The 20,503-nt window shown below is 67.8% G+C and carries 18 protein-coding genes and 1 tRNA gene; 10 read left to right on the top strand and 9 right to left on the bottom strand.

The annotated features are described in order from the left end of the window. Positions 1-231 precede the first annotated feature (231 nt). Together AC07WJ_RS18695 and AC07WJ_RS18690 are read right to left on the bottom strand one after the other, a co-directional pair. A complete protein-coding gene (locus AC07WJ_RS18695) occupies positions 232-504 on the bottom strand; it encodes a hypothetical protein (protein WP_494936122.1) in 273 nt (90 codons plus the stop codon). 333 nt (positions 505-837) lie between these two features. Next, on the bottom strand, positions 838-2,505 hold the full coding sequence (locus AC07WJ_RS18690; protein ID WP_494936121.1) for an MFS transporter: 1,668 nt from the start codon (positions 2,503-2,505) through the stop codon (positions 838-840). A gap of 367 nt (positions 2,506-2,872) precedes the next feature. Here AC07WJ_RS18690 and AC07WJ_RS18685 point away from each other — a divergent pair, with 367 nt between their 5' ends. Next, complete coding sequence (locus AC07WJ_RS18685; RefSeq protein ID WP_494936120.1) at positions 2,873-3,340, top strand: hypothetical protein; 468 nt, start codon at positions 2,873-2,875, stop codon at positions 3,338-3,340. A 399-nt stretch (positions 3,341-3,739) separates the two neighbouring features. Here AC07WJ_RS18685 and AC07WJ_RS18680 read toward each other — a convergent pair whose 3' ends face one another. Continuing rightward, positions 3,740-5,407, bottom strand: coding sequence for an MFS transporter (locus tag AC07WJ_RS18680; protein WP_494936119.1), 1,668 nt, complete (start codon positions 5,405-5,407; stop codon positions 3,740-3,742). A 366-nt stretch (positions 5,408-5,773) separates the two neighbouring features. Between AC07WJ_RS18680 and AC07WJ_RS18675 the strand changes: the two genes are divergently transcribed. After that, positions 5,774-5,968: a hypothetical protein gene (locus AC07WJ_RS18675; protein ID WP_494936118.1), complete on the top strand. Its 195-nt coding sequence runs from the start codon at positions 5,774-5,776 to the stop codon at positions 5,966-5,968. A gap of 24 nt (positions 5,969-5,992) precedes the next feature. After that, positions 5,993-6,250, top strand: coding sequence for a hypothetical protein (locus AC07WJ_RS18670; protein ID WP_494936117.1), 258 nt, complete (start codon positions 5,993-5,995; stop codon positions 6,248-6,250). Here the strand turns inward: AC07WJ_RS18670 and rlmB are convergent. Next, positions 6,214-7,047 carry a 23S rRNA (guanosine(2251)-2'-O)-methyltransferase RlmB gene (gene rlmB / locus AC07WJ_RS18665; protein ID WP_494936116.1) on the bottom strand — a complete coding sequence of 278 codons (834 nt, stop codon included), beginning with the start codon at positions 7,045-7,047 and terminating at the stop codon, positions 6,214-6,216. The two genes, AC07WJ_RS18670 and rlmB, sit on opposite strands and share 37 nt — an antisense overlap. 142 nt (positions 7,048-7,189) lie before the next feature. On the opposite strand from rlmB, the gene AC07WJ_RS18660 reads away from it, so the two are divergent. Next, a tRNA-Tyr gene (locus AC07WJ_RS18660) sits at positions 7,190-7,271 on the top strand. Between the two features lie 110 nt (positions 7,272-7,381). Here the strand turns inward: AC07WJ_RS18660 and AC07WJ_RS18655 are convergent. Beyond that, positions 7,382-9,019: an FAD-dependent oxidoreductase gene (locus AC07WJ_RS18655; protein ID WP_494936115.1), complete on the bottom strand. Its 1,638-nt coding sequence runs from the start codon at positions 9,017-9,019 to the stop codon at positions 7,382-7,384. Then, entirely contained in the window at positions 9,016-10,008 is a 993-nt protein-coding gene (locus AC07WJ_RS18650) for an aldo/keto reductase (protein ID WP_494936114.1), read from the bottom strand. Before AC07WJ_RS18650 ends, AC07WJ_RS18655 begins: the two co-directional genes overlap by 4 nt. Positions 10,009-10,180: 172 nt before the next feature. On the opposite strand from AC07WJ_RS18650, the gene AC07WJ_RS18645 reads away from it, so the two are divergent. The 3 genes from AC07WJ_RS18645 (at position 10,181) to AC07WJ_RS18635 (ending at position 13,540) form a co-directional block, all read left to right on the top strand. Continuing rightward, positions 10,181-11,206, top strand: coding sequence for an alginate lyase family protein (locus AC07WJ_RS18645; RefSeq protein WP_494936113.1), 1,026 nt, complete (start codon positions 10,181-10,183; stop codon positions 11,204-11,206). 152 nt (positions 11,207-11,358) lie between these two features. After that, entirely contained in the window at positions 11,359-12,765 is a 1,407-nt protein-coding gene (locus AC07WJ_RS18640; RefSeq protein WP_494936112.1) for an exopolysaccharide biosynthesis polyprenyl glycosylphosphotransferase, read from the top strand. 19 nt (positions 12,766-12,784) lie between these two features. Then, a complete protein-coding gene (locus tag AC07WJ_RS18635; protein ID WP_494936111.1) occupies positions 12,785-13,540 on the top strand; it encodes a polysaccharide deacetylase family protein in 756 nt (251 codons plus the stop codon). Here AC07WJ_RS18635 and AC07WJ_RS18630 read toward each other — a convergent pair. The 3 genes from AC07WJ_RS18630 to AC07WJ_RS18620 are packed head-to-tail and all read right to left on the bottom strand — an operon-like array spanning position 13,500 to position 16,911. Beyond that, positions 13,500-14,399: a glycosyltransferase family 2 protein gene (locus AC07WJ_RS18630; protein WP_494936110.1), complete on the bottom strand. Its 900-nt coding sequence runs from the start codon at positions 14,397-14,399 to the stop codon at positions 13,500-13,502. The genes AC07WJ_RS18635 and AC07WJ_RS18630 overlap by 41 nt on opposite strands. Continuing rightward, complete coding sequence (locus AC07WJ_RS18625) at positions 14,387-15,685, bottom strand: O-antigen ligase family protein (protein ID WP_494936109.1); 1,299 nt, start codon at positions 15,683-15,685, stop codon at positions 14,387-14,389. Before AC07WJ_RS18625 ends, AC07WJ_RS18630 begins: the two co-directional genes overlap by 13 nt. After that, positions 15,682-16,911 (bottom strand): lipopolysaccharide biosynthesis protein, encoded by a 1,230-nt coding sequence (locus AC07WJ_RS18620; RefSeq protein ID WP_494936108.1) that lies wholly within the window; start codon positions 16,909-16,911, stop codon positions 15,682-15,684. Before AC07WJ_RS18620 ends, AC07WJ_RS18625 begins: the two co-directional genes overlap by 4 nt. A gap of 459 nt (positions 16,912-17,370) precedes the next feature. On the opposite strand from AC07WJ_RS18620, the gene AC07WJ_RS18615 reads away from it, so the two are divergent. The 3 genes from AC07WJ_RS18615 to AC07WJ_RS18605 are packed head-to-tail and all read left to right on the top strand — an operon-like array spanning position 17,371 to position 20,446. Beyond that, positions 17,371-18,132 carry a WecB/TagA/CpsF family glycosyltransferase gene (locus tag AC07WJ_RS18615; RefSeq protein WP_494936107.1) on the top strand — a complete coding sequence of 254 codons (762 nt, stop codon included), beginning with the start codon at positions 17,371-17,373 and terminating at the stop codon, positions 18,130-18,132. Beyond that, on the top strand, positions 18,129-19,331 hold the full coding sequence (locus AC07WJ_RS18610) for a glycosyltransferase (RefSeq protein WP_494936106.1): 1,203 nt from the start codon (positions 18,129-18,131) through the stop codon (positions 19,329-19,331). The genes AC07WJ_RS18615 and AC07WJ_RS18610 overlap by 4 nt, the downstream gene beginning before the upstream one ends. Beyond that, positions 19,328-20,446: a GNAT family N-acetyltransferase gene (locus tag AC07WJ_RS18605; RefSeq protein ID WP_494936105.1), complete on the top strand. Its 1,119-nt coding sequence runs from the start codon at positions 19,328-19,330 to the stop codon at positions 20,444-20,446. Before AC07WJ_RS18610 ends, AC07WJ_RS18605 begins: the two co-directional genes overlap by 4 nt. The last annotated feature ends 57 nt before the right edge of the window (positions 20,447-20,503 follow it).

The raw sequence follows: 20,503 nt of genomic DNA, 5'->3' as shown, positions 1-20,503 counted from the left end.
GGTGCCGGCGGGAGGTGTCCGCCGCCGACAGGACTGAGATAGGCGCCCCGCCGTTCACTTGCCAATCACGAAATTGAGAAAATGCATGCGCGATCGCATATCGATAGATCGAAAAATGCATTGTCGCAAAATTAAAGTTTGAACCCTGGGCAGGGAACCGTCGCGGGCCGCATAAAAAAAGCCGGGGCCAAAGCCCCGGCTCGAATGGATCCCGGTCGCGTCGAACGCCGGCTAGCGTCCGTTGCCCACGAAGGCCGAGGATGGCACCTCTTCGCGATCGATCAGGTTGTGATCGATCCAGGTCTCCCCACTCATTTCCATCTCGTCGCGCATGTGGCGCATGTGGCGCCGATGGCTGACCGGCACGACGGCCGCCGTGACCGGCGCCGGTTCGGCAAAGAACGGGTGACCATAAGACGAGGGCATGTCGGCATCGTCGGCGAAGGCAGGAAGCGCGACAGCGAAGGGCGCAAGCAATGCCGTCGCGAACAGCAACTTCTTCATGGCACGTCTCCAAGTCGGAAGCCCGGCGGGGAGGGACACGCGCCGCTGGGGTTGATCTTGTGCAATCGGCGGGAGGTGTCCGCCGCCGACCCCAAGGCAATAGGTCGTCGCGCGATCACGCTCTAATCACGAAGCTGGGAAAATGCACTGACGGGGCGGACATGACGAAGTCTTGATTGCATGGTCGCACGAACGTGACAATGCCTCGCGCAGCCGTGAAGAAAGGCGTGCAGCTCGTCCGCAATCCCGCCGCTTTGGCGGCGCCCGGACAGCAAAACGCCGGGGCGTGAGCCCCGGCGTTTCCTGCTGCTTCAGGCTTGTTTTGGCCCGGACTTACTTTTCTTCGTAGGTGTAGATATCGCGGTCCTTGGTTTCCGGCATGAAGAACAGGCCGATCACGAAGGTCATCATGGCGATGCAGATCGGGTACCAGAGGCCGGAATAGATATCGCCGGTGGCCGCCACGATGGCGAAGGCGATTGGCGGCAGGAACCCGCCGAACCAGCCATTGCCGATGTGGTAGGGCAGCGACATGCCGGTATAGCGGATGCGGGTCGGGAACAGTTCGACCAGCATGGCCGCGATCGGGCCGTAGACCATGGTGACGTAGATCACCAGGATGAACAGCAGGCCGGTCAGCGCCCACATCTGCCCGTTCATGCCGGTCTTGGCGATGTTGGCGATGCCCGGGTCGTCAGCCTTCGGATAGCCGGCAGCCTGGGCCGCCGGAATGATGTTCTTGGCGAAGTCGGCATTGATCGGAACCTCGGCGCCACCGATCGTGACCTTCGCAGGCGAGCCGGCAGGCCCGGCCACGAAATCATACTTGATGGAGGCCGTGGCCAACGCCTTGCGCGCGACGTCGCAAGGCTGCGTGAAGGTGCGCACATTGACCGGATCGAACAGCGAGCCGCAGCTCGCCGGGTCGGCGGTCACGGTCGCATGAACGTTCTGCACCGCGGCCGCGAGCGTCGGATTGCCGACCTTGGCGATCTGGCCGAACAGCGGGAAATAGGTAACCGCCGCGATCAGGCAGCCGGCCAGGATGATCGGCTTGCGCCCGATCTTGTCCGACAGCGAGCCGAAGACGATGAAGAACGGCGTACCGAGAATAAGGGCCAGGGCGACCAGGACGTTGGCGGTGGTGCCGTCGATCTTCAGCGTCTGGGTGAGGAAGAACAGCGCGTAGAACTGGCCGCAATACCAGACCGCGGCCTGGCCGGCGGTGCCGCCGAACAGCGCGAGAAGGCCGATCCTGGCGTTCTTCCAATTGCCGAAGGCTTCGGTCAGCGGCGCCTTGGAGCCGGTGCCTTCCGCTTTCATCTTCTGGAAGGCCGGCGACTCGTTCAGCTGGAGCCGGATCCAGACCGAGATGCCGAGCAGCAGGATCGAGAGCAGGAACGGCACGCGCCAGCCCCAGGCCGCGAAAGCCTCGGCCGACATGCTGAGGCGCAGGCCAAGGACGACCAGCAGCGACAGGAACAGGCCGACCGTCGCGGTGGTCTGGATCCACGCGGTATAATAGCCGCGGCGTCCCTGGGGCGAGTGTTCGGCCACATAGGTGGCGGCGCCGCCATACTCACCGCCCAGCGCCAGGCCTTGCAGCAGCCGGCAGGCGATGAAGGCCATCGGCGCGAGAATGCCGATGGAGGCGTAGCCGGGCAGCAGGCCGACCACGAAGGTCGCCAGGCCCATGATCGTCATCGTGACGAGGAAGGTATATTTACGGCCGATCAGGTCACCAAGGCGGCCGAAAAAGATCGCGCCGAAGGGGCGGACGGCAAAGCCGGCGGCGAAGGCGAGCAAGGTGAAGATGAAGCCGGCCGTCGGGTTTACGCCGGAGAAGAAATTGACGTTGATGTTCGCGGCGAGCGCGCCAGCGAGATAGAAGTCATACCACTCGAAGATCGTGCCTGTGGACGAGGCGAGGATGACCTTCCTCTCCTCGGCGGTCATGGGGCGTGGCGCGGCGGCCGCCCCCGTTGCTGAACTCATCGACATCCGTTTCATCCCCTTGGCTGAGGCCACCGGGCAAAGCACTGCCGTTGCCGCGAACGAGAGCTCGCAGGTCGAGAGGGTGCCATCGGTGGCAATATGGTCTTGTGGGCGATCCTCTGGGCGCCGGGTCGCTTCGGCGAGACGGTTCGGGGGCCGTCTGTCCCGTTTCCTCCTGACCCGTCCGCCCCGCGTGGACAGGTTCGAGCATGCCGGGTTTGAAGGCCCCCCAGGAGCCATCCCGATCGCGTTGATCGCTCGCATTCACTCTTTCGGACGAAGATCTGCCGACCAATGGTCGATTCGCTTCACGACGCCCCAGAGTCAGGCTAAGATTAACGCTGATGCCGCGTTCAAGTCACGGGGATGGGCCATGAGACCTTGGTCTATGATCCTTTCGGCGATAACTGTCGCCCTCGGGTCGGCGCAATTTGCACAGTCTGCGAATGCACAATATTACCGGCGCACCGCCATCGTCGACGGTCGCAACGGCGATGTCGCCGTGGTGAGGCACGAGATCGACTGCAATTGCGGGCCGCTGGTCCGGACCTATCGGGCCGGGACCTTCACCTATGTCGTGCCGCGGCCGCCGGTCGTCGACTACGGCATGGTGCTGCCGATCTACCAGCCGCCGCTCTACAGCTTTCCGCGCGGAGTGGTGCCGGCCTATCCGGTTTATCCGCGCTCCGGCGCCTATCCGGTAACCTCGCCACGCCAGCAGCAGGCCTTGCTGCCGGTCCGGCCGTGGTATCCGACCGGCACGGATGCCCGGGTCATCACCTTGGACGAGATGCCGCCGGCGGCACCGCCGGCGACGCCGCGCCCGCGGCGGCGACGCTGAGCAGGTCTGGCAGATATCGCGACAGCTGGAGCATCGTCGCTTCAAGTTGAAGCGGTCAGCACAAAGCTTAGCCTCGAAGGACGGCTAAGCTTTGTGCGGGGCGTCTCTGTCCGAAGCGATCGCGCTTTGGAAGCGCCCGCGGCCCCCAGGTCGTCACACGAAAACGCTGCGTGCAACTGTCAGCGAGATGGATCGCCCCCCAGAACTCGCCGATCACAAAATGGGAAGACGCGATCCCCGAACGACAACAAGGCGTTTAGATTTGCATTCCCGCTTCGATGGCCCGGGCCGGCTCAACGCCGCCCAGCGCGGCAGACCGCCAGCTACCTTTTGGAACGCAAAACGCCGGGGCGCGAGCCCCGGCGTTCCCTCGAGTTTCAGGTCTGTCGCGGCCCGGACTTACTTTTCTTCGTAGGTGTAGATGTCGCGGTCCTTGGTCTCCGGCATGAAGAGCAGGCCGACCACGAAGGTCATCAAGGCGACGATGATCGGGTACCAGAGGCCGGCATAGATGTCGCCGGTGGCCGCCACGATGGCGAAGCCGATCGGCGGCAGGAACCCACCGAACCAGCCATTGCCGATGTGATAGGGCAGCGACATGCCGGTATAGCGAATGCGGGTCGGATACAGCTCGACCAGCATGGCCGCGATCGGGCCGTAGACCATGGTGACATAGAACACCAGGATGAACAGCAGGCCGGTCAGCGCCCACATCTGACCATTCATGCCGGTCTTGAAGATGTTGGCGATGCCGGGGTCGTCGGCCTTGGGATAACCGGCCGCCTGGGCGGCAGGGATGATGTTCTTGGCGAAATCGGCATTGATCGCCACTTCGGCTCCACCGATCGCCACCTTGGCGGGCGTGCCGGCAGGGCCGGCCACATAGTCATATTTGATCGAGGCGGTCGCGAGCGCCTTGCGCGCGATATCGCAAGGTTGCGTGAAGGTGCGCACGTTGACCGGGTCGAACAGCGAGCCGCAGGTCGCCGGGTCGGCGGTCACGGTCGCATGGACGTTCTGCACGGCGGCCGCGAGCGTCGGATTGCCGATCTTGGCGATCTGGCCGAACAGCGGGAAATAAGTCACTGCCGCGAGCAGGCAGCCGGCCAGGATGATCGGCTTGCGGCCGATCTTGTCCGACAGCGAGCCGAAGAAGATGAAGAACGGCGTTGCGAGCAAGAGCGACAGCGCGACCAGGACATTGGCGGTCGCGATGTCGATCTTCAATGTCTGGGTCAGGAACAACAGCGAGTAGAACTGGCCGCAATACCAGACCGCGGCCTGGCCGGCGGTGCCGCCGAACAGCGCGAGAAGGCCGATCCTCGCATTTTTCCAATTGCCGAAGGCTTCCGACAGCGGCGCCTTGGAGCCGGTGCCTTCCGCCTTCATCCTCTGGAATGCCGGCGATTCATTGAGCTGCAGCCGGATCCAGATGGAGACGCCGAGCAGCAGGATCGACAGCAGGAACGGCACGCGCCAGCCCCAGGACGCGAATTGCTCCGCGGTCATGCTGAGACGCAAGCCGAGCACGACCAGCAGCGACAGGAACAGGCCGAGAGTCGCGGTCGTCTGGATCCACGAGGTATAATAGCCGCGGCGTCCTTGCGGCGCGTGCTCCGCCACATAGGTGGCGGCGCCGCCATATTCACCGCCCAGCGCCAGGCCCTGCAGCAGCCGGCAGGCGATGAAGGCCATCGGCGCGAGGATGCCGATCGAGGCGTAGCCGGGAAGCAGGCCGACCACGAAGGTGGAGATGCCCATGACGAACATGGTGGCCAGGAAGGTATATTTCCGGCCGATCATATCGCCCAGGCGACCGAAGAACAGCGCGCCGAGGGGGCGCACGGCAAAGCCCGCGGCAAAGGCGAGCAGGGTGAAGATGAAGCCGGCCGTCGGGTTCACGCCGGAAAAGAAGTTGGCGCTGATATTGGCGGCGAGCGCGCCCGCCAGATAGAAATCATACCATTCGAACACCGCGCCGGTCGACGAGGCGAAAATGACCTTCTTCTCCTCGCCACTCATCGGGCGAGGCGCAGTGGCGGCCCCTGTTGCTGAACTCATTGACATCGGTTTCGTCCCCTTGGCTCAAACCACCGGGCAAGCCGCGACCCTTGCCGCGAACGAGAGTTCGCAGGTCGCGGGGACGCCATCGGCGGCAATATGGTCTTGTGGGCGAGCCTTGAGGCGCCGGGCCGCTTCGGCGAGACGGCCCGGGGGGCCGCCTGTGTCGTCTCCTCCTGGCCTGTCCGCCCCGCAGGGACAGGTTCGAGCAGGCCGGGTTGAAGGCTCGATCTGAGCCACCCCGATCGCATTGATCGCTCGTATTCACTCTATCGGGCAAAGATTCGCCGGCCGGTGGTCGGTCCGCTTCACCACACCCCAGAGCCAGGGCAAGACTAACGCCGATGCGGCATTCAGTCACGGGGGATGGCCATGCGACCTTGGTCTATGATCGCCGCGGCGATAACTGTCGCCCTCGTGTCGACGCCATTTGCACAGCCTGCGAATGCACAATATTACCGGCGTACCGCCATCGTCAACGGGCGCAACGGCGATGTCGCGGTGGTCAGGCACGAGATCGACTGCAATTGCGGGTCGCTGGTATTGCGGCGGCTGGTCAGGGCCTAGCGGGCCGGGACCTTCACCTATGTCGTGCCGCGGCCGCCGGTGGTCCATTACGGCATGGTGCTGCCGATCTACCCGCCGCCGCTCTACAGCTTCCCGCGCGGGGTAGTGCCGGTCTATCCGCGGTCCGGCGCCTATCCGGTGACCTCGCCACGCCAGCAGCAAGCCTTGCTACCGGTTCGGCCGTGGTATCCATCCGGCACGGATTCCCGGGTCATCACGCTGGACGAGATGCCGCCGGCCGCGCCTCAGCTGCGCAGGCCGAGCCTGGTGGTCACCGCGTAGAGCGCCAGCGCCGCCGCATTCGACACGTTGAGGCTCTTGATCGCGCCGGGCATGTCGATGCGCGCCAGCGCGTCGCAGGTCTCGCGCGTCAGCTGGCGCAGGCCCTTGCCCTCGGCGCCGAGCACCAGCGCCACCGGCTCGCGCAGCTTGACCTGGTCGAGATCGGCATCGCCCTCGCTGTCGAGGCCGATGATCAGGAAGCCGCGCTTGCGCAGGTCCAGCATGGAGCGCGACAGATTCTGCACGGTGACGAAGGGCACATGCTCGAGCCCGCCGGATGCGCTCTTGGCCAGCACGCCGGTCGCCTCGGGCGAATGCCGGTTGGTGGTGACGATCGCCTTGACGCCGAAAGCCGCGGCCGAGCGGACGATGGCGCCGACATTGTGCGGATCGGTGATCTGGTCGAGCAGCAGCAGCACGCCTTCCGCCGGCATGGTGTCGAGATCCGGCGCGTCGAGCGCATCGGCTTCGGCGAACAGCCCCTGGTGCAGGGCGTCCGGCGTCGAGGCCAGGCGGCGGTCGATCTCGCGCACCGAGACGATCGTCGCCTCGTGCGCGATGCCTTCCTCGTCCAGCCGCTTGGCGCCGTTCTCGGTCGCCAGCAGCACCCGGATGCGCCGGCCCTTGTTGCGCAGCGCTTCCGACACGGTGTGCCAGCCATAAAGCAGCACGGTGCCGGTTTCGAATTCCGGCGCGGGCTCGCGCAATACACGTCCGCCACGCCCCTTGAAGGGGCGGCCGGGCTTCGAGAACGGGCGGAAGGGCTTCTTGTTGCCCCGCGGAGGCGTCGTATCCATGCGCCCTCATCCCACGACACGCCGTCTCGCGCAATTGCCACGCACAGCTCATGTCAGGCGCGTGACGTTTCAAGGTTGACAGGGCAGGGAGCCATCCCTATCAAGCGCGCCACACCCCGCGGCCAGTCCGAGGGTCTGGGACGGGGGAATGTCCCGAGCGGCAAAGGGGGCGGACTGTAAATCCGCTGGCTACGCCTTCGTAGGTTCGAGTCCTACTTCCCCCACCCCCCACCTCCAGAACATCAAAGGTTCAACGCCCGGCCGTCCATGACGGTGGGCGCCGCCGCGACGGCGATGACCGTCGCCGCCACGCGCTCGCGCTGTTTCCGCCGGATTATCCCCGCTTTCCAGCGAGGTGATCGGCCAGCCTGATCGCCAGCGCGATCGCCGTCAGCGTCGGGTTGGCCTGGCCCGAGGTCGGCAGCACGGCCGCTCCGACGGCATGGAGATTGGCGCAGTCGAAACATCTCAGATCGGCGTCGACGACCGCCTGGGTCCGGCTGCCGCCCATGCGGATGGTGCCGATCTGGTGGGTTCCATGCGCCGCCAGCCCGAGAATGGCGTCGGCGCTCTCTTCCCGTGGCTGGCGATAGCGGAGCGCGCCGAAACCGGTCGCGCTCAGCCAGCGGCCGAGCTGGTCGTGCGTCCGCAGCAGGGCCTCGGCATTGGCCCGGCCGAATCGCAGATCGATCGACAGCCGGGGCAGGCCGAGGGCATCGGCCTCGGCCGTCAGCCGCACCCGGCTCGCCGGGTCGGGCAGGTGCTCGCAATGATAGGAGAGCCCGTAGGTGCGGGCCGGGTTGCGCAGGAAGAAGCCCGGCAGGCGCATGGCGGCAAAATAGCGGCGGTAGAAGAAGGACGGCACGTAGAGGCAGGCCGCCGGCAGGCCGCGCAGCACATTCATCACATGCGGCCAGCGCTCGAGCTCCTCGGGCACATGACGCTTGCGGATCGCCTCGGCGACCAGCAGCCGGCCGAACGGCCCGACCGACAGCGCCAGCAGGACCATGGAGAGAATGCCGCTGCCATGGCGCGGATCGGCGCTCGGCGGCACCACCGGCCAGAACGAGACATTGGGCAGGCCTTCGGCGGCCTGTAGCGCATCCGAGGGAATCAGCCGGCGCCGCACATAGGAACCGTGGCCGTCGACATAGAAGTCATAGGCCGCGTCGATGGCGTCGCTGGCGAAGGTGATGTCGGCGATCTCGCCGATCAGATGGCCCATATAGGTACGCCCGAGCGGCCCGTCCGCGCCGCCGAACCGGTCCGGCTGCTGGCGTTGCAGCGCCAGCAGCAGGCGGGTCGATTCCAGGCCGCCGGCGGCGAGCACCACGGTCGCGACGGGAACCGTCTGGCGGCGGCCGTCGGGGCGGCTGACGACCAGCCCCTGGATCCGTCCGGCGGCATCGAAGCGCGCGTCGACGACGGTCGCATTCAACCGCAGATCGATCCGCGCCTCGGTCTTCAGGGGCGCGGCATGCGCGACCTGAAACTTCGGCTTGTTGCTGAACCGCTCGAGCCGGGTGAAGTCGAAGGCGGCATCGGCCGTCTCGACCCCCGCGATCGGATCGCGGAACACCGCTTGGCCGCAGTGCGCATAGGCGCAGGCCCGCTCGTAATAGGGGCTGAGATCGGCGTGGGCGATCGGCCAGCGGGCATCGCCGACCAGCGGCCGCGGCGCGAAATCGATCGGATCGAACGGCTGGCAACGGCCGGCCCAGAGATTGGATGTGCCGCCGAGACGGCGGGCGACCGCAATCCTCATGTCGTCGTGCCGCTCCGGTTCGACGATCTCGGCCGTCGACAGCCGGGTCGTCTCCTCGGTCGGCGCGACACCACCCGATTCGAGCACCAGCACCGTCTTGCCCAGGCGCGCCAGTTCGAGCGCAAGGGTCAGGCCGACCGGCCCGGAGCCGACGACGCAGACATCGTGCCGGACTGTCTCCAGCCCCTCGAGATGATCGCTGATCATGCCTGACGATCCGGGCCGGATTCGCTGTCGCCGACGAGGTCGCGGACCAGCGTGATGCTGGCGGGCGAGGGCGGGCGGCTGGCGCGGTCGAGATTGAAGCGGAGATTGCGTTCGGAAAACATCGAAGCGAGCACCACGCCCGAGGCATTGGAGGCGAAGGCGCGGTCGAGCAGCAGCGCCGAGGCCGCAGCCTCGACGTCGCCGCAATAACCCGCCGCCTCCAGACGGCGGACCGCTTCGGGCTCCGACCGCAGCCGCGCGACGAGCCGCTCATGGGCGCCGGCCACACCGAACACCGAATGGGTGATGGTGGCGACCGGCCGGGCGGCCGCCGCCTGCACCTGCGCGAGCGCGGCCAGGCGCGGATCGTCGGCGAATTGCACCAGACCGAACGGCAGGTTCGGTCCGACCGCCGCGCGGCAGGCCGGCAAGGTCCCGCCGACCGAGAGATAACGTGCCTTGCCCGACGCCACGATCATTTCCAGGGCGCGCAGGACCTCGTCCTTGGTGACATCGGCTTCCGAGGGATCATGCAGGGCGAAGACGTCGACATGATCGGTCTTCAGCCGGCTGAGCGACCGGTCGACCGAGGCCATGATCGAGGCGGCGTCGAGCGCCGCCTTCTGATAGCGGGTCGACGGCATGCTGCGAAAGCGCTGGCGCACGCCTTTGAGGTGGCCGACCAGCGGCCGCGCCACCGCATAGACCAGCCGCATGACCCCGTTGCGCTCGGGATGGGTCAGCCCGACCTTGGTACAGACCTGGACCCGGTGCCGGCGCCCCTGCAGGAACTCGCCGAGGATGGGCTCGGCCTCGCCGGCGCCATAGGGCGGCGCCACGTCGTACCAGGTCACGCCGGCCTCATAGGCCTGTTCGAGGCTTCTCAACCCGGTCTTTCGGGAAATGCGCGAACCCAGGGAGGCGCAGCCGAATCCCAGGACCGAGCTCGCGATATCGGTTCCCGGCAGGTTCACTTGGCGAACAGTCATGCCCTTCTCACGCATCCCTTTGATTTCGAACGACGACGGGTCGCGACGGGCTCTCGGGGGATCCCGGCGACTTCGGTCCATTTAAACACGGTCGGCCGGTCCTTGCCGGCCAGATTGATCCTATAGTCAACATGACCGCCGACACGTGTCCGCTCGAAAGGCCGGAATACCGATGATGCCACTGCGATCGCGCCCGCACGGCAGGCCGACGGCGCCACGCCTCGCCGCAATCCTGCCGGCGCTCCTCGGCCTCGGCCTGTGGCTGCCGCCGGCCGGCGCCGCGGCCTGCCCGATGGTGCCGGCGCCGGCCGCCCCTTTCGTGGTCGAGGGCTTTTATGCCGACCGGCAGGGCAGCGTGATCGACAGCGCGCGCCGCGCCGCCCGGGAACAGGCGGTCGCGCCCTACGAGGCCTTCGTCCGGCTGGTGCAGAGGCAGGCCGACGCCTTCGCGCTGGGCGGCGACCAGGCAGCGGCACGCTGCGCCCTCGACAACCTGGCCGGCTGGGGCCGCGCCGATGTCCTCGCCGGCGCGCTCGCGTCACGCCAGGCCGATTACGAGCGCAACTGGTATCTGGCGGCCCTGGCGCTGGCCTATCTGAAACTCGTCCCAGCCGCCGATCCGGAGCGGCGCGGTGTCGTCGGCCCTTGGCTCACGCGCATGGCGCGGTCGGCCGAAACCGTCCTGGACCGCGGCACGATCCCACCGAACAACCTGTCCTACTGGGCGGGACTGGCTCTCGCGGCCGCCGGCCTCGCCACCGGCGCACCGGACCTGGAGGCGAGGGGCGCACGCGTCCTGCGCGACGGCCTGGCCGCCGTCGGGCCGGACGGAACCCTGCCGCAGGAGATGAGCCGGGGCGAGAAGGCGCTCGATTATCACGCCTTTGCGGCCGCGCCGCTGACGGCCCTGGCGCTGATCGAAACGGCGCGCGGCCGGCGGTTCGACCGCGAGGCCCTCGCGCGGCTTGCCGGGAGGACCATGTCCGGCCTCGCCGACCCCCGCTTCTTTGCCGAGCGGGCCGGCTCGCCCCAGGCGGTGCCGGCGCCCTGGAACCTCGCCTGGCTCGGCGTCTATCGCGCATTCATGCCGGATACAGGTGCGTTTCCCCCCTATGCGACCGCCAGCCATTTCCTGGGTGGCGACGTCGCGGCGACGATCGCCGCGATCCGGCGCGCGGCGATCCGGCAGCAGCCCTGATCGCGCCGGCGCAACCTGTCCCTCGGCGAGACGACGGCGCGGCCCGACTCTTGCTGAGACCGGTCCGGTGGACACATGTGGCCGGTTCCGGCCACCGCCTCCGCCATGTCCTGGCCAAAGCCGGGACACCTTGAGACAGCGAGAAGAGCCACATGACGTCGATCGATCTGGCGGGAACGAGCGAGACAGGCAAGGGCGGCCGGGCCGTCACCTGGCCGGTCCTGGCATTCGCCGCGGCCATGCTTGACGCTGGCGCGATCGTCGCGACCGCGCTCATCGCCGGCCACCTCTATTATCGGGCCGCCTTCGGCAGCCCGGGGGCCATGGCCGGCCATCTGGGCTGGGGCGCGACCTTCGCCATCGTTTTCGTGCTCGTCGCGTCGTTTCGCGGCGATTACGGCCTGCAGGCCTATCTTCGCTCAGCCCGCCGTCCCGGCCACCTCTGGGTGAGCTGGACAATCACATTCGCCGCGGTCCTGGCCTTGATGTTCCTGCTCAAATCCAGCGTCGACATCTCGCGCGGCGCGACCATCGTGCTTTATGCCGCCGGCTTCGCGGCCGTCCTGCCGTTGCGAGCCCTGGCCGGCCACGCCATTTCGCGCCTGCGCGGCGCCGGTCGCTTCGCCCCGCGGCGCGTGCTGGTGGTCGGCCAGCGCGCGACCATCGCGATACAACGGCTGCGGCCGCGCGACGGCGACATGCCGGCGATCACCCATGTCGTCGAGATCGACGACGCAGCCGATCCGGCGGCCCAGGCGCTCGACGCCGCGCGACGGCTGCAGCCCGACGAAATCCTCATTGCCGTGCCCTGGTCCGAGATGGACCTGATCGAAGCGCTGACCGACACCCTGGTGGTGACGCCCGCGGCCATCCGGCTCGCCCCGGAGCGCGGGCTGAGGCGCTACCGCGGCCTCAGCGACGATGCCCAGGAGCCGGGCTTCCTGCTGGTGCGTGCGCCGCTCGGCACATCCGAGGTACTGGTCAAGCGCAGCATGGACCTTGCCATCGCCAGCATCGCGCTGGTCCTGCTCGCGCCGGTCCTGGCGATCGTCGCGCTGCTGATCAAGCTCGACAGCGCCGGCCCGGTGCTGTTCCGCCAGACCCGCCACGGCTTCAACCAATCGACCTTCCGCGTCTTCAAATTCCGCAGCATGTCCGTGATGGAGGACGGCGCCGCCTTCACCCAGGCCAAGCGCGGCGACGCGCGGGTCACCCGCGTCGGTTCCTGGCTGCGCCGGACCAATATCGACGAATTGCCGCAGATCCTGAACGTGCTCACCGGCGACATGTCGATCGTCGGGCCGCGGCCGCATCCGGTCGCGCTCAACGACGCCTTCGACAGCCGTATCGCGCATTACTCCAGGCGCCATGTGGTGCGGCCCGGAATTACCGGCTGGGCCCAGGTTCACGGCCTGCGCGGCGAGACCGACACCGAGGACAAGATGCGCGCCCGCGTCGCCTATGACCTGGCCTATCTGAAGAACTGGTCGGTCTGGCTCGATATCCGGATCATCCTGATGACCTTGCTGTCGCGTGCGTCCTATCGCAATGCGTTCTGAACCCGCAGATAGCGTCGCGATGCCCGCCGACATGGCCGGCGATCGCGCGGCGGCCGCCGGCTGGTTCGGGCGCATCGTGCCGGACCGCATCGTGCTGACCTTCCACGGGCTCGGCCAGCCCGCCGCCGGGATCGATGCGGCCGAGCGGCCCTATTGGGTCGAGCCCGGCGTCTTCTCCGACGTCCTGGCGCTCGCCCGGGCCGAACCGCGCGTCGAGATCACCTTCGACGACGGCAATGCCTCGGACATCGGCATCGGCTTGCCCTTGCTGGCGGCGGCCGGGCTGCGCGCCACGTTTTTCGTGCTCGCCGGCCGCCTCGACCAGCCGGGATCGCTGACGCGCCGCGACGTCGCCGAGCTCCGTCGGAACGGCATGGCCGTCGGCAGTCACGGTGAAAACCATGTCGACTGGACCAAGGCCTCCGACGCGACCATGCGCCGTGAGCTGTACGACGCCCGCGCCCGGATCGAGGACGTCACCGGCGGCGCCGTCGACAGCCTGTCGGTGCCCTTCGGCGCCTTCGACGGCCGGGTGCTGCGCCTGATCGCCGAGGCCGGCTATCGCCGGGTACATACGAGTTCGGGCGGGCTCGCGGCGAAGGCCGCCTGGCTGGTGCCGCGCACGTCGCTGCGTAGCGACACACCGGCGCGCGCGCTGGTCGGCGGCCTCGGCCACTGGAGCCGCCGGGTCGAGGCCGCGATCCGCAATCCGCTGCGGCAGTGGAAATACGGCGTCAATACATCGACGGCAGGTCGCGGCCGGTCACCTGCCTGAGCTTGCCGAGATTGAGCCAGGCCTTCTGGGCGAAGGCCATGGAACGGGCGCGCGACAGCGGCCGCAGCAGCGAGGCCGCGACAAATCCGGCCAACATCTTGGCCGCCGCGTCGCCGTGAAATCTCAAGCCGCTGATATCCAGGCCGCGCCGGCCGGAAAGCCTGAACCGGGCATAGGACTGACCTGAACGCATCGCGCGCAGACGCAGATAGCCGGGCGCCAGGCGCGCCGGCGGGGCGTCCTCATGGATGCACGCATCGTCGGTCACCACGATGACCGCGCCGGCACGATGCAGGCGGTGAAAGAAATCGGTATCCTCGCCGCCGGTCTTGCCGAGCGCGGGATCGAACCTGAGTCCCAGTTGCTCGACGCGCGCGCGCCGGAACAGCACATTGCCGGATCGGCCGGTATCGACCTTGCGGCCGCGCCGGCCCCAGTCGACATGCAGCGGGTTGGCTTCGACGAGCCAGTCCGGCGTGCCCGCGGGATAGACCGGAAAGACCGGGCCGATCACCACGTCGGCGTCGAACTCGTCGAGCGCAGCGAGAAGCCGCGCCAGCCAGTCCGGCTCGACCCATTCGTCGTCGTCGACAAAGGCCATCAGGCTGCCACGCGCGGCGTCGAGGCAGGCGTTGCGCGCCGCCGAGATATTGCCGGCGCCGACGGCGACGACACGGACCGGCACCGGCCAGGGCGCACCGCTCGCGACCCGGGCGGCCGCGCCGCCGGCCGGATCGTCGTCGGCGACGACGATCTCGATCGCCAGGCCGGCCGGCACGGTGATCGCGCCGAGCGAGTCCAGGGTACGGCTGAGGCTCGGCCGCCCGAGGCTGGCGATGCCGATGGTCACGGTGTCCATCGGGCGCGCTCCCATTCGCAGGCGGCCAGCGTCACCGCGATGACGAAGGCCATGGAGATGAAGTCGAAACCGCGAAACCAGGCGCTTTCGAGAAAATTGTAGAAACAGGCGAACAGCACCAGCATGACGCAGAGCGTGCCCAGGCCGAAGGCGCTCTTCAGCACGCGGCCGCAGGTGTGGAAGGCGCTGGCCAGCATGACCACCAGCAGGCCGAGGCCGACGAAACCGGTCTGGATCATGACGTCGATATAGCCGTTATGGGCATGCGGCATCTTGGCCACGAAGCCCGGCGCCTCGCGCACGCTGGGCGATTCCAGCCCGGCCTGCCAGAACGATTCGAAACCGTAGCCGAGCACCGGCCGGCGGCTCGCCATGTCCAGCGCGAAATCCCAGATATCGGTGCGTGTGGTCAGCGTCGGGTCGCCGAACAGCGCCTCCGCGACCGACGAGAAATCCCAGACATAGGCGGCGACACCAAGGCTGTAGACGAGCAGGACGAGGCCGAACAGCGCGGCGACGATCGCCGCCACCGAGAGCCTGGCGGCCCGCGCCGCGACACAGATCGCCAGCGCCAGCGCCGGGATCATGACGGCGAGGCCGAGCGATGTTTTCGACTTGCTCAGGATCAGCAGGCCGACCGCCAGCACCAGGGTCACCACCGCCACCGCGCGCGCCCGTGACGTACCGGCGAAGATCTGGTGCAGCGCCGCGATCACCGCCAGCGCCGCCGCCGCGCCAAGCCCGTTCTTCTGCGGATAGACGCCTTCGTAGCCGAGCGGGCCCGGCCGGGTGACCGCGACCATGGCGACATTGATCAGCACGATGGCGACGAGCATCCAGAAGATGCGATCGACCACGCCGCGCGGGTCGTCGGCGGCCACCACCGACAGGACCAGCGTCGCGACGATGGCGCCCTGCAGGACGACACGGCGCAGCGCCGTGCCGGGCACGATGGACCAGGCGACCGACAGGACGAACAGCGTCATCAGCGCCGCGATCAGCACGATCGTCGTGTTGCCGAGCGCCGGGCTGCGGCGATAGGAGGTGGCGAGCCAGACAAAGACAGCCAGCAGGAACAGCGCCGGGAAATAGACCTGGCTCAGCGCGCTCGACTCGCTTTGCAGAACCTGGAAGGCCGGGCCGGTGTCCGGGCTGCGGCCATAGATCAGCGGCCAGATCAGCAGCCCATAGAGCATCATCACGGCGGGCAGCCAGCGGGCGACGGCCCGGGCCCAGACCGCGGTGCCGGCCGGCCGGCCGACGGGGGCGACAAGGGTCAGGGTCATGGCGTCACCGGTTCCAGCGCGGCCAGCCGGGCAGGGCGCTGCCGCGCGATCAGCGCGACGATCCAGACGAGTGCCACCGCCTCGCCGATGGCCACGGCAAAGACCGCATAGACCGGCGGCACACTGGTGGCGAGGCCGAGCAGCGCCAGTCCCGAGGCGGCCGCCGCGCCCACCGAGACATAGGCGAGCGAGCGAAACAGGCGCGCGGCCTGCAGGTAATAGCCCAGGCACATCTGCGCCATGCTGATGACGGTCACCAGGCCCCAGGCCGCGGTCATGAGGCCGATCTCGGGATAGCGCCCGTGGAACAGCCGGGCTTCGATCATCGGCCAGGCCCAACTGAGCGCGGCGAGATAAAGGAACGAGAGCGCGAGCACACCGGCCGTGCCGAATGCCAGGGTGCGGCGCGCGTCGCCGGTCCGGCCTTCGACCAGGGCCTTGGTCATCTCCGGGCGCGCCACCCGGCCCCAGGCATTGGCGAGCAATTGCATCGGCCCCATCAGCGCGCGCCCCGCCTGGACCGCGCCGAGCGTGCCGGCTCCCCTGAAGCTTTCCACGGCGAAGACGTAACCGCGATATTGCGCCTCGGTCGTGGCGGCGCCGAGCAGGCTCCAGCGGGTTTCCGACCAGAACGTCCGGTATCCGCGAAAGGCGGCGAGCGGGGCCGCCAGCGCGTGGCGCCGCGCGGCCAGCACGACCGCCGCGGCACTGCCGGCCGCCGTTCCGAACAGCATCGCCGGCACCGGCGCGAGCCATGTCCACAGGGCGGCGATGGCGAGCGTCGAGCCGACCACCGCGATCGCGTCGAGCAGCAGCGCGCGGTGCGCGGCATGGGTCGCGAAGGCGAGGTTGCGCTGGGTCTCGCGCCACAGCGCAAAGAAGCACATGGCCAGCGCGCCGGCCAGGAACAGGGGATCGCGGCTGGTGATCACGCACAGCCCGGCGACCAGCGGCATGGCCGCGACGCGCATCAGGTGGTCGGCACGCAGCAGCACCGACAGAACCGCGGACTGCTGTGCCGCCGGACGGCCGGGCAGGGACACCCCGATCGGCGTGGCGATCAGGGCGTTGTGCAGCGACCCGATGATCAGCAGCACGGTGAGGGCATAACTGAACAGGCCGAATTCGGAGGGTGGCACATGGGCGATCAGCACGAGCGACAGCGTCAGGTTGAACCCGCTCAGCACCGCCTGATCGATGAGCGAGAACGCCATCGCCGCCCGCATGAAATCCGTTCCTTGTTCGGGACGAAGTGCCCCGGCCTTCGCTTGGAGAGCACGACCCGTGCCACCGGGTGGTCTTGCCGCTCAGGAGATTGCACGTCGTCGCGGTGCCTTGTGGAAAGGTCAGTCGTCCCTCGAGGCTCGCTCCGCGCGCGCCTCAGGATGAGGCATGTTGAGGCATCGCATTGATGTCACTCATGAAACAAATACGCCAAGGCGTACTTTGCACCCGGCCGATGCCAATCCCGACACCCCTCATCCTGAGATGCGAGCGAAGCGAGCCTCGAGGGACGACGGACCGTTCCGCGAGGCGCCGCAGCCCCCCGTCCCAAAACCTGCCGGTCCCTCGCGGCACGGAAACTGCGTAACAACAGACCGAAACCGCTTCGACCGGAGCATCTCGTGCCAAAACGGGACATTTTGGCCGGACAGCGGCGCCATCGCAAAGGACATTGCAACGTCATGACTGCAGCAGTGACGACATCGGACCGCGTCGTCTTCCTCGGTGCGCCCTATGATCTCGCGCCGGTCGGCGACGTGCTTTCATCACTCGCCGCCACCGATGGGCACGAGCCCTTCCGTTACATCGTGACGCCCAATGTCGACCACCTGACCCGGCTGATGCGCCAGCGTGAGCTCGCATCGCTTTATGAGACCGCGTGGCAGTCCTGGTGCGACAGCCATATCGTTCGCCGCCTCGGCTTCCTGTTCGGCATGCGGCTGCCGCACCTGAACGGCACGGATGTGGTCGAGCAGATCTTCGAGCAGGTCCTGCGGCCGGGCGATCGCATCGCCGTCATCGCCTCGCGGCCCGCGGTGCTGGCCGCGCTGGCCGAGCGCTTCCCACAGCTCGATGTCGTCGGCCACTGCCCGCCCATGGGTTTCGTCGACGATCTCGCGGCTTTCGCCGACTGTGTCCGTTTCGGCGCCGAGAGCCGCGCTCGCTTCCTGTTCATCGCGGTCGGCGCCCCCCAGTCCGAACGCGTCGCCTTCGCCATCGCCCATACAGCCGGCGCGACCGGCGTCGGCCTGTGCATCGGCGCCGCCATGGAATTCGTCGGCGGCCTGAAGCCGCGCGCGCCGAAATCCATGCAGAATCTCGGCTTCGAATGGCTTCACCGCCTGGTCAGCGAACCGCGCCGCCTCTGGCGCCGCTATATCCTGGGGGTCGGACCGCTGATCCTGCTGTTCGGCCGCGAGATCGTCCTGCGGGCCCGCCCATGATCCACGTTTCCGTTGCCAATGGCCGGCGGCGGCCGGTGCTTCTGCATGTCTCCTCGGATTATCCCAATCCGTTGCGGACGCCGACGACCAATGCCGTGGAGCGGCTGGTCGACCGTCTCACCGACTACGACCAGGTCGTCGTCTCGCTGCAGCGCATCGACAATCCCAGGCGGACCTATTGGCGCGACCTCGGGATCGTCAATGGCCGGCGCGTCATCGCGCATGGCTATTTCGCGCCGCCCTTCGGCATTGCCATGCTCGCCTGCCAGGCAAGGCTCGCCCTGCGCATCCGGCGCTTCCTGCGGAGCGAGGGCATCCGGCCCGACATCGTGCACAGCCACCGCTTCACCTTCGAGGGCATCGCCTCCTGGATGGTGGCGCGCGCCACCGGCGCCGCGCTGTTCTTCTCGGTGCGCGGCGAGGTCGAGGGCAAGGTGTTCGCCACCAAGCCGACCTACCGGCCGCTGTTTCGCCGGATGGCCCGCGACGCGACCCGTGTCTTCTACGTCTCGGCCTGGTTTCGCCAGCGGTTCGAGGCGGTCACCCGCGTCGACCCGGCGCGCACCCGGCTTTTGCCCAATTTCGTCTACAATACGCGCCCGGACATCCCGGCCAGCCTGCCGCAGAAGCGGATCGTCTGCGCCATGACCCTGACGGCGATCGACAAGAAGGGATTGCCGGAATTGCTCAAGGCCTTCGCGCAGGTCGCGCCGGTCATACCGGAGGTCGTCCTCGACATCGTCGGTGACGGCCCGGAGGCGGCGCGGGCCCGTGTCCGCGGCCTGATCGAAGACAATGGTCTCGCCGGCCGGGCTTTCCTGCGCGGCCCGATGGATCACCACGCTCTCCTCGAAGACTTTGCCCGGGTCCTCGCCCTGGCCATGCCGTCCCACAACGAAACCTTCGGCATGGTCTTTCCCGAGGCGCTGTTCGCCGGCGCTCCCATCCTCTATTCGCGCGCCACCGGCATTGACGGCTATCTCGATGGCCTCGACGTCGGCGTCGCGGTCGAGCCCGGCAATGTCGGCTCGATCGCCAGCGGCCTGATCCGGCTGGTCGGGGACAATGCGCGCTATCGGCAGGCCATTCGCGACGGCGCGCCGACGCTGTTCGAACGCTTCGATCCCACCCTCAACCTGGCGCGTTACCGGGCCGACGTCGAACGCTTGACCGACGCGCCGGCCGTCGGCGCACCATGAGCGCCGAACCGCGCATCGAGATTCACGCCGAGGCCGCACCGCTGGAAGCCGAATGGCGGGACCTGGAGGGCAGGGGCGCCGTCACCGCTTTTCAGCGCTACGACTATGTCGCGCCGCTCTACGCCGCCTTCGTCAAGCACCGGCGCGCCGAGCCGCTGATCGTCGTCGTGCGTGCCGCCGAGGGCGCGCCGCCCCTGATGATCCTGCCGCTCTGCCGTTATCGCGACGACGGCGTGACCGTGATCAGCTTCGCCGATATCCGCGTCGCCGACTATTGCGCGCCGGTCGTTGACCCCGGCTGGGTGATCGATGGAAATGGCCTGCGCAGGCTGTGGCGCCGGATCGAGAAGGCGCTTCCCGGCTGCGACATCATCCGGTTGCGCAAGCTGCCGGACCAGATCGGCGGCCTTGCCAACCCGCTGCTCCAGCTGCGGCCGCTGGCGCCCTATCATGTGCGGGCGCATGGCGTGGCCATCATCCATCCCTGGGTCGACCATGCCGCGGCGGCGATCAGCAAGAAGCAGATCGGCGAGATCAGGCGCAACGCCAGGCACCTGGCCGAGGCCGGCCCGCTCGCTTTCGATTTCAAGGAAGCCGAGCCGGCGGCCGAATCCCTGTTCGAGACGCTCTACGACCAGCGCACCCGGCGTTTCGCCGCGCTCGGCCGGAACGACGTGATCGCCGATCCCATGTGGGCCGGCTTCTATCGCGATCTGGTCCGTGGCGATACCGCGCGGCCCTATGCCCGCGTCATGAGCCTGACCGCCGGCCCGTCGGTGGTCGCCTGCGGGCTCGGCTTGGTCCATGACGGCGCCTTCCTGCTGCTCATTCCTTCCTTCGACATGGAGCGCTTCGGCAAGTTCGGACCCGGCCGCCAACTGATCTACCAGGCCATGGTCGCCTTCGCCGAACAAGGCATCGGCTATTTCGACCTGACGATCGGCGACGAGCCCTACAAGCAGCAGTTCGGCGTCGATGACCGCATCCTCCACGAAATCGTCCGGCCGAGGAGCCTGCGCGGCCGGCTTCACGCCCTGGTCTGGCACGCCAAGGTCGGCTTGCGCCGGCATCCGCACATCCGCGCACGCCTGAAGCGAATTCTCGGACACGCGTGACCGGCACGGGCATTGCAATGCTTGGTGAACGAGACACCGGCCGCCCCGTTTCTGGTC

It is taken from the genome of Phreatobacter sp. GW821-FHT04C01, assembly GCF_059420385.1.
The sequence above is the reverse complement of the archived record's forward strand: the minus strand, read 5'-3'. Positions and strand labels throughout refer to the sequence as shown.

Coding starts and splice junctions, on each gene's coding strand:
- AC07WJ_RS18640 (WP_494936112.1), top strand. CDS start 11,359: ATGACGTCGATCGATCTGGCGGGAACGAGCGAGACAGGCAAGGGCGGC.
- rlmB (WP_494936116.1), bottom strand. CDS start 7,047: ATGGATACGACGCCTCCGCGGGGCAACAAGAAGCCCTTCCGCCCGTTC.
- AC07WJ_RS18685 (WP_494936120.1), top strand. CDS start 2,873: ATGAGACCTTGGTCTATGATCCTTTCGGCGATAACTGTCGCCCTCGGG.
- AC07WJ_RS18625 (WP_494936109.1), bottom strand. CDS start 15,685: ATGACCCTGACCCTTGTCGCCCCCGTCGGCCGGCCGGCCGGCACCGCG.
- AC07WJ_RS18695 (WP_494936122.1), bottom strand. CDS start 504: ATGAAGAAGTTGCTGTTCGCGACGGCATTGCTTGCGCCCTTCGCTGTC.
- AC07WJ_RS18680 (WP_494936119.1), bottom strand. CDS start 5,407: ATGTCAATGAGTTCAGCAACAGGGGCCGCCACTGCGCCTCGCCCGATG.
- AC07WJ_RS18630 (WP_494936110.1), bottom strand. CDS start 14,399: ATGGACACCGTGACCATCGGCATCGCCAGCCTCGGGCGGCCGAGCCTC.
- AC07WJ_RS18610 (WP_494936106.1), top strand. CDS start 18,129: ATGATCCACGTTTCCGTTGCCAATGGCCGGCGGCGGCCGGTGCTTCTG.
- AC07WJ_RS18645 (WP_494936113.1), top strand. CDS start 10,181: ATGATGCCACTGCGATCGCGCCCGCACGGCAGGCCGACGGCGCCACGC.
- AC07WJ_RS18620 (WP_494936108.1), bottom strand. CDS start 16,911: ATGCGGGCGGCGATGGCGTTCTCGCTCATCGATCAGGCGGTGCTGAGC.
- AC07WJ_RS18615 (WP_494936107.1), top strand. CDS start 17,371: ATGACTGCAGCAGTGACGACATCGGACCGCGTCGTCTTCCTCGGTGCG.
- AC07WJ_RS18605 (WP_494936105.1), top strand. CDS start 19,328: ATGAGCGCCGAACCGCGCATCGAGATTCACGCCGAGGCCGCACCGCTG.
- AC07WJ_RS18650 (WP_494936114.1), bottom strand. CDS start 10,008: ATGACTGTTCGCCAAGTGAACCTGCCGGGAACCGATATCGCGAGCTCG.
- AC07WJ_RS18690 (WP_494936121.1), bottom strand. CDS start 2,505: ATGTCGATGAGTTCAGCAACGGGGGCGGCCGCCGCGCCACGCCCCATG.
- AC07WJ_RS18655 (WP_494936115.1), bottom strand. CDS start 9,019: ATGATCAGCGATCATCTCGAGGGGCTGGAGACAGTCCGGCACGATGTC.
- AC07WJ_RS18675 (WP_494936118.1), top strand. CDS start 5,774: ATGCGACCTTGGTCTATGATCGCCGCGGCGATAACTGTCGCCCTCGTG.
- AC07WJ_RS18635 (WP_494936111.1), top strand. CDS start 12,785: ATGCCCGCCGACATGGCCGGCGATCGCGCGGCGGCCGCCGGCTGGTTC.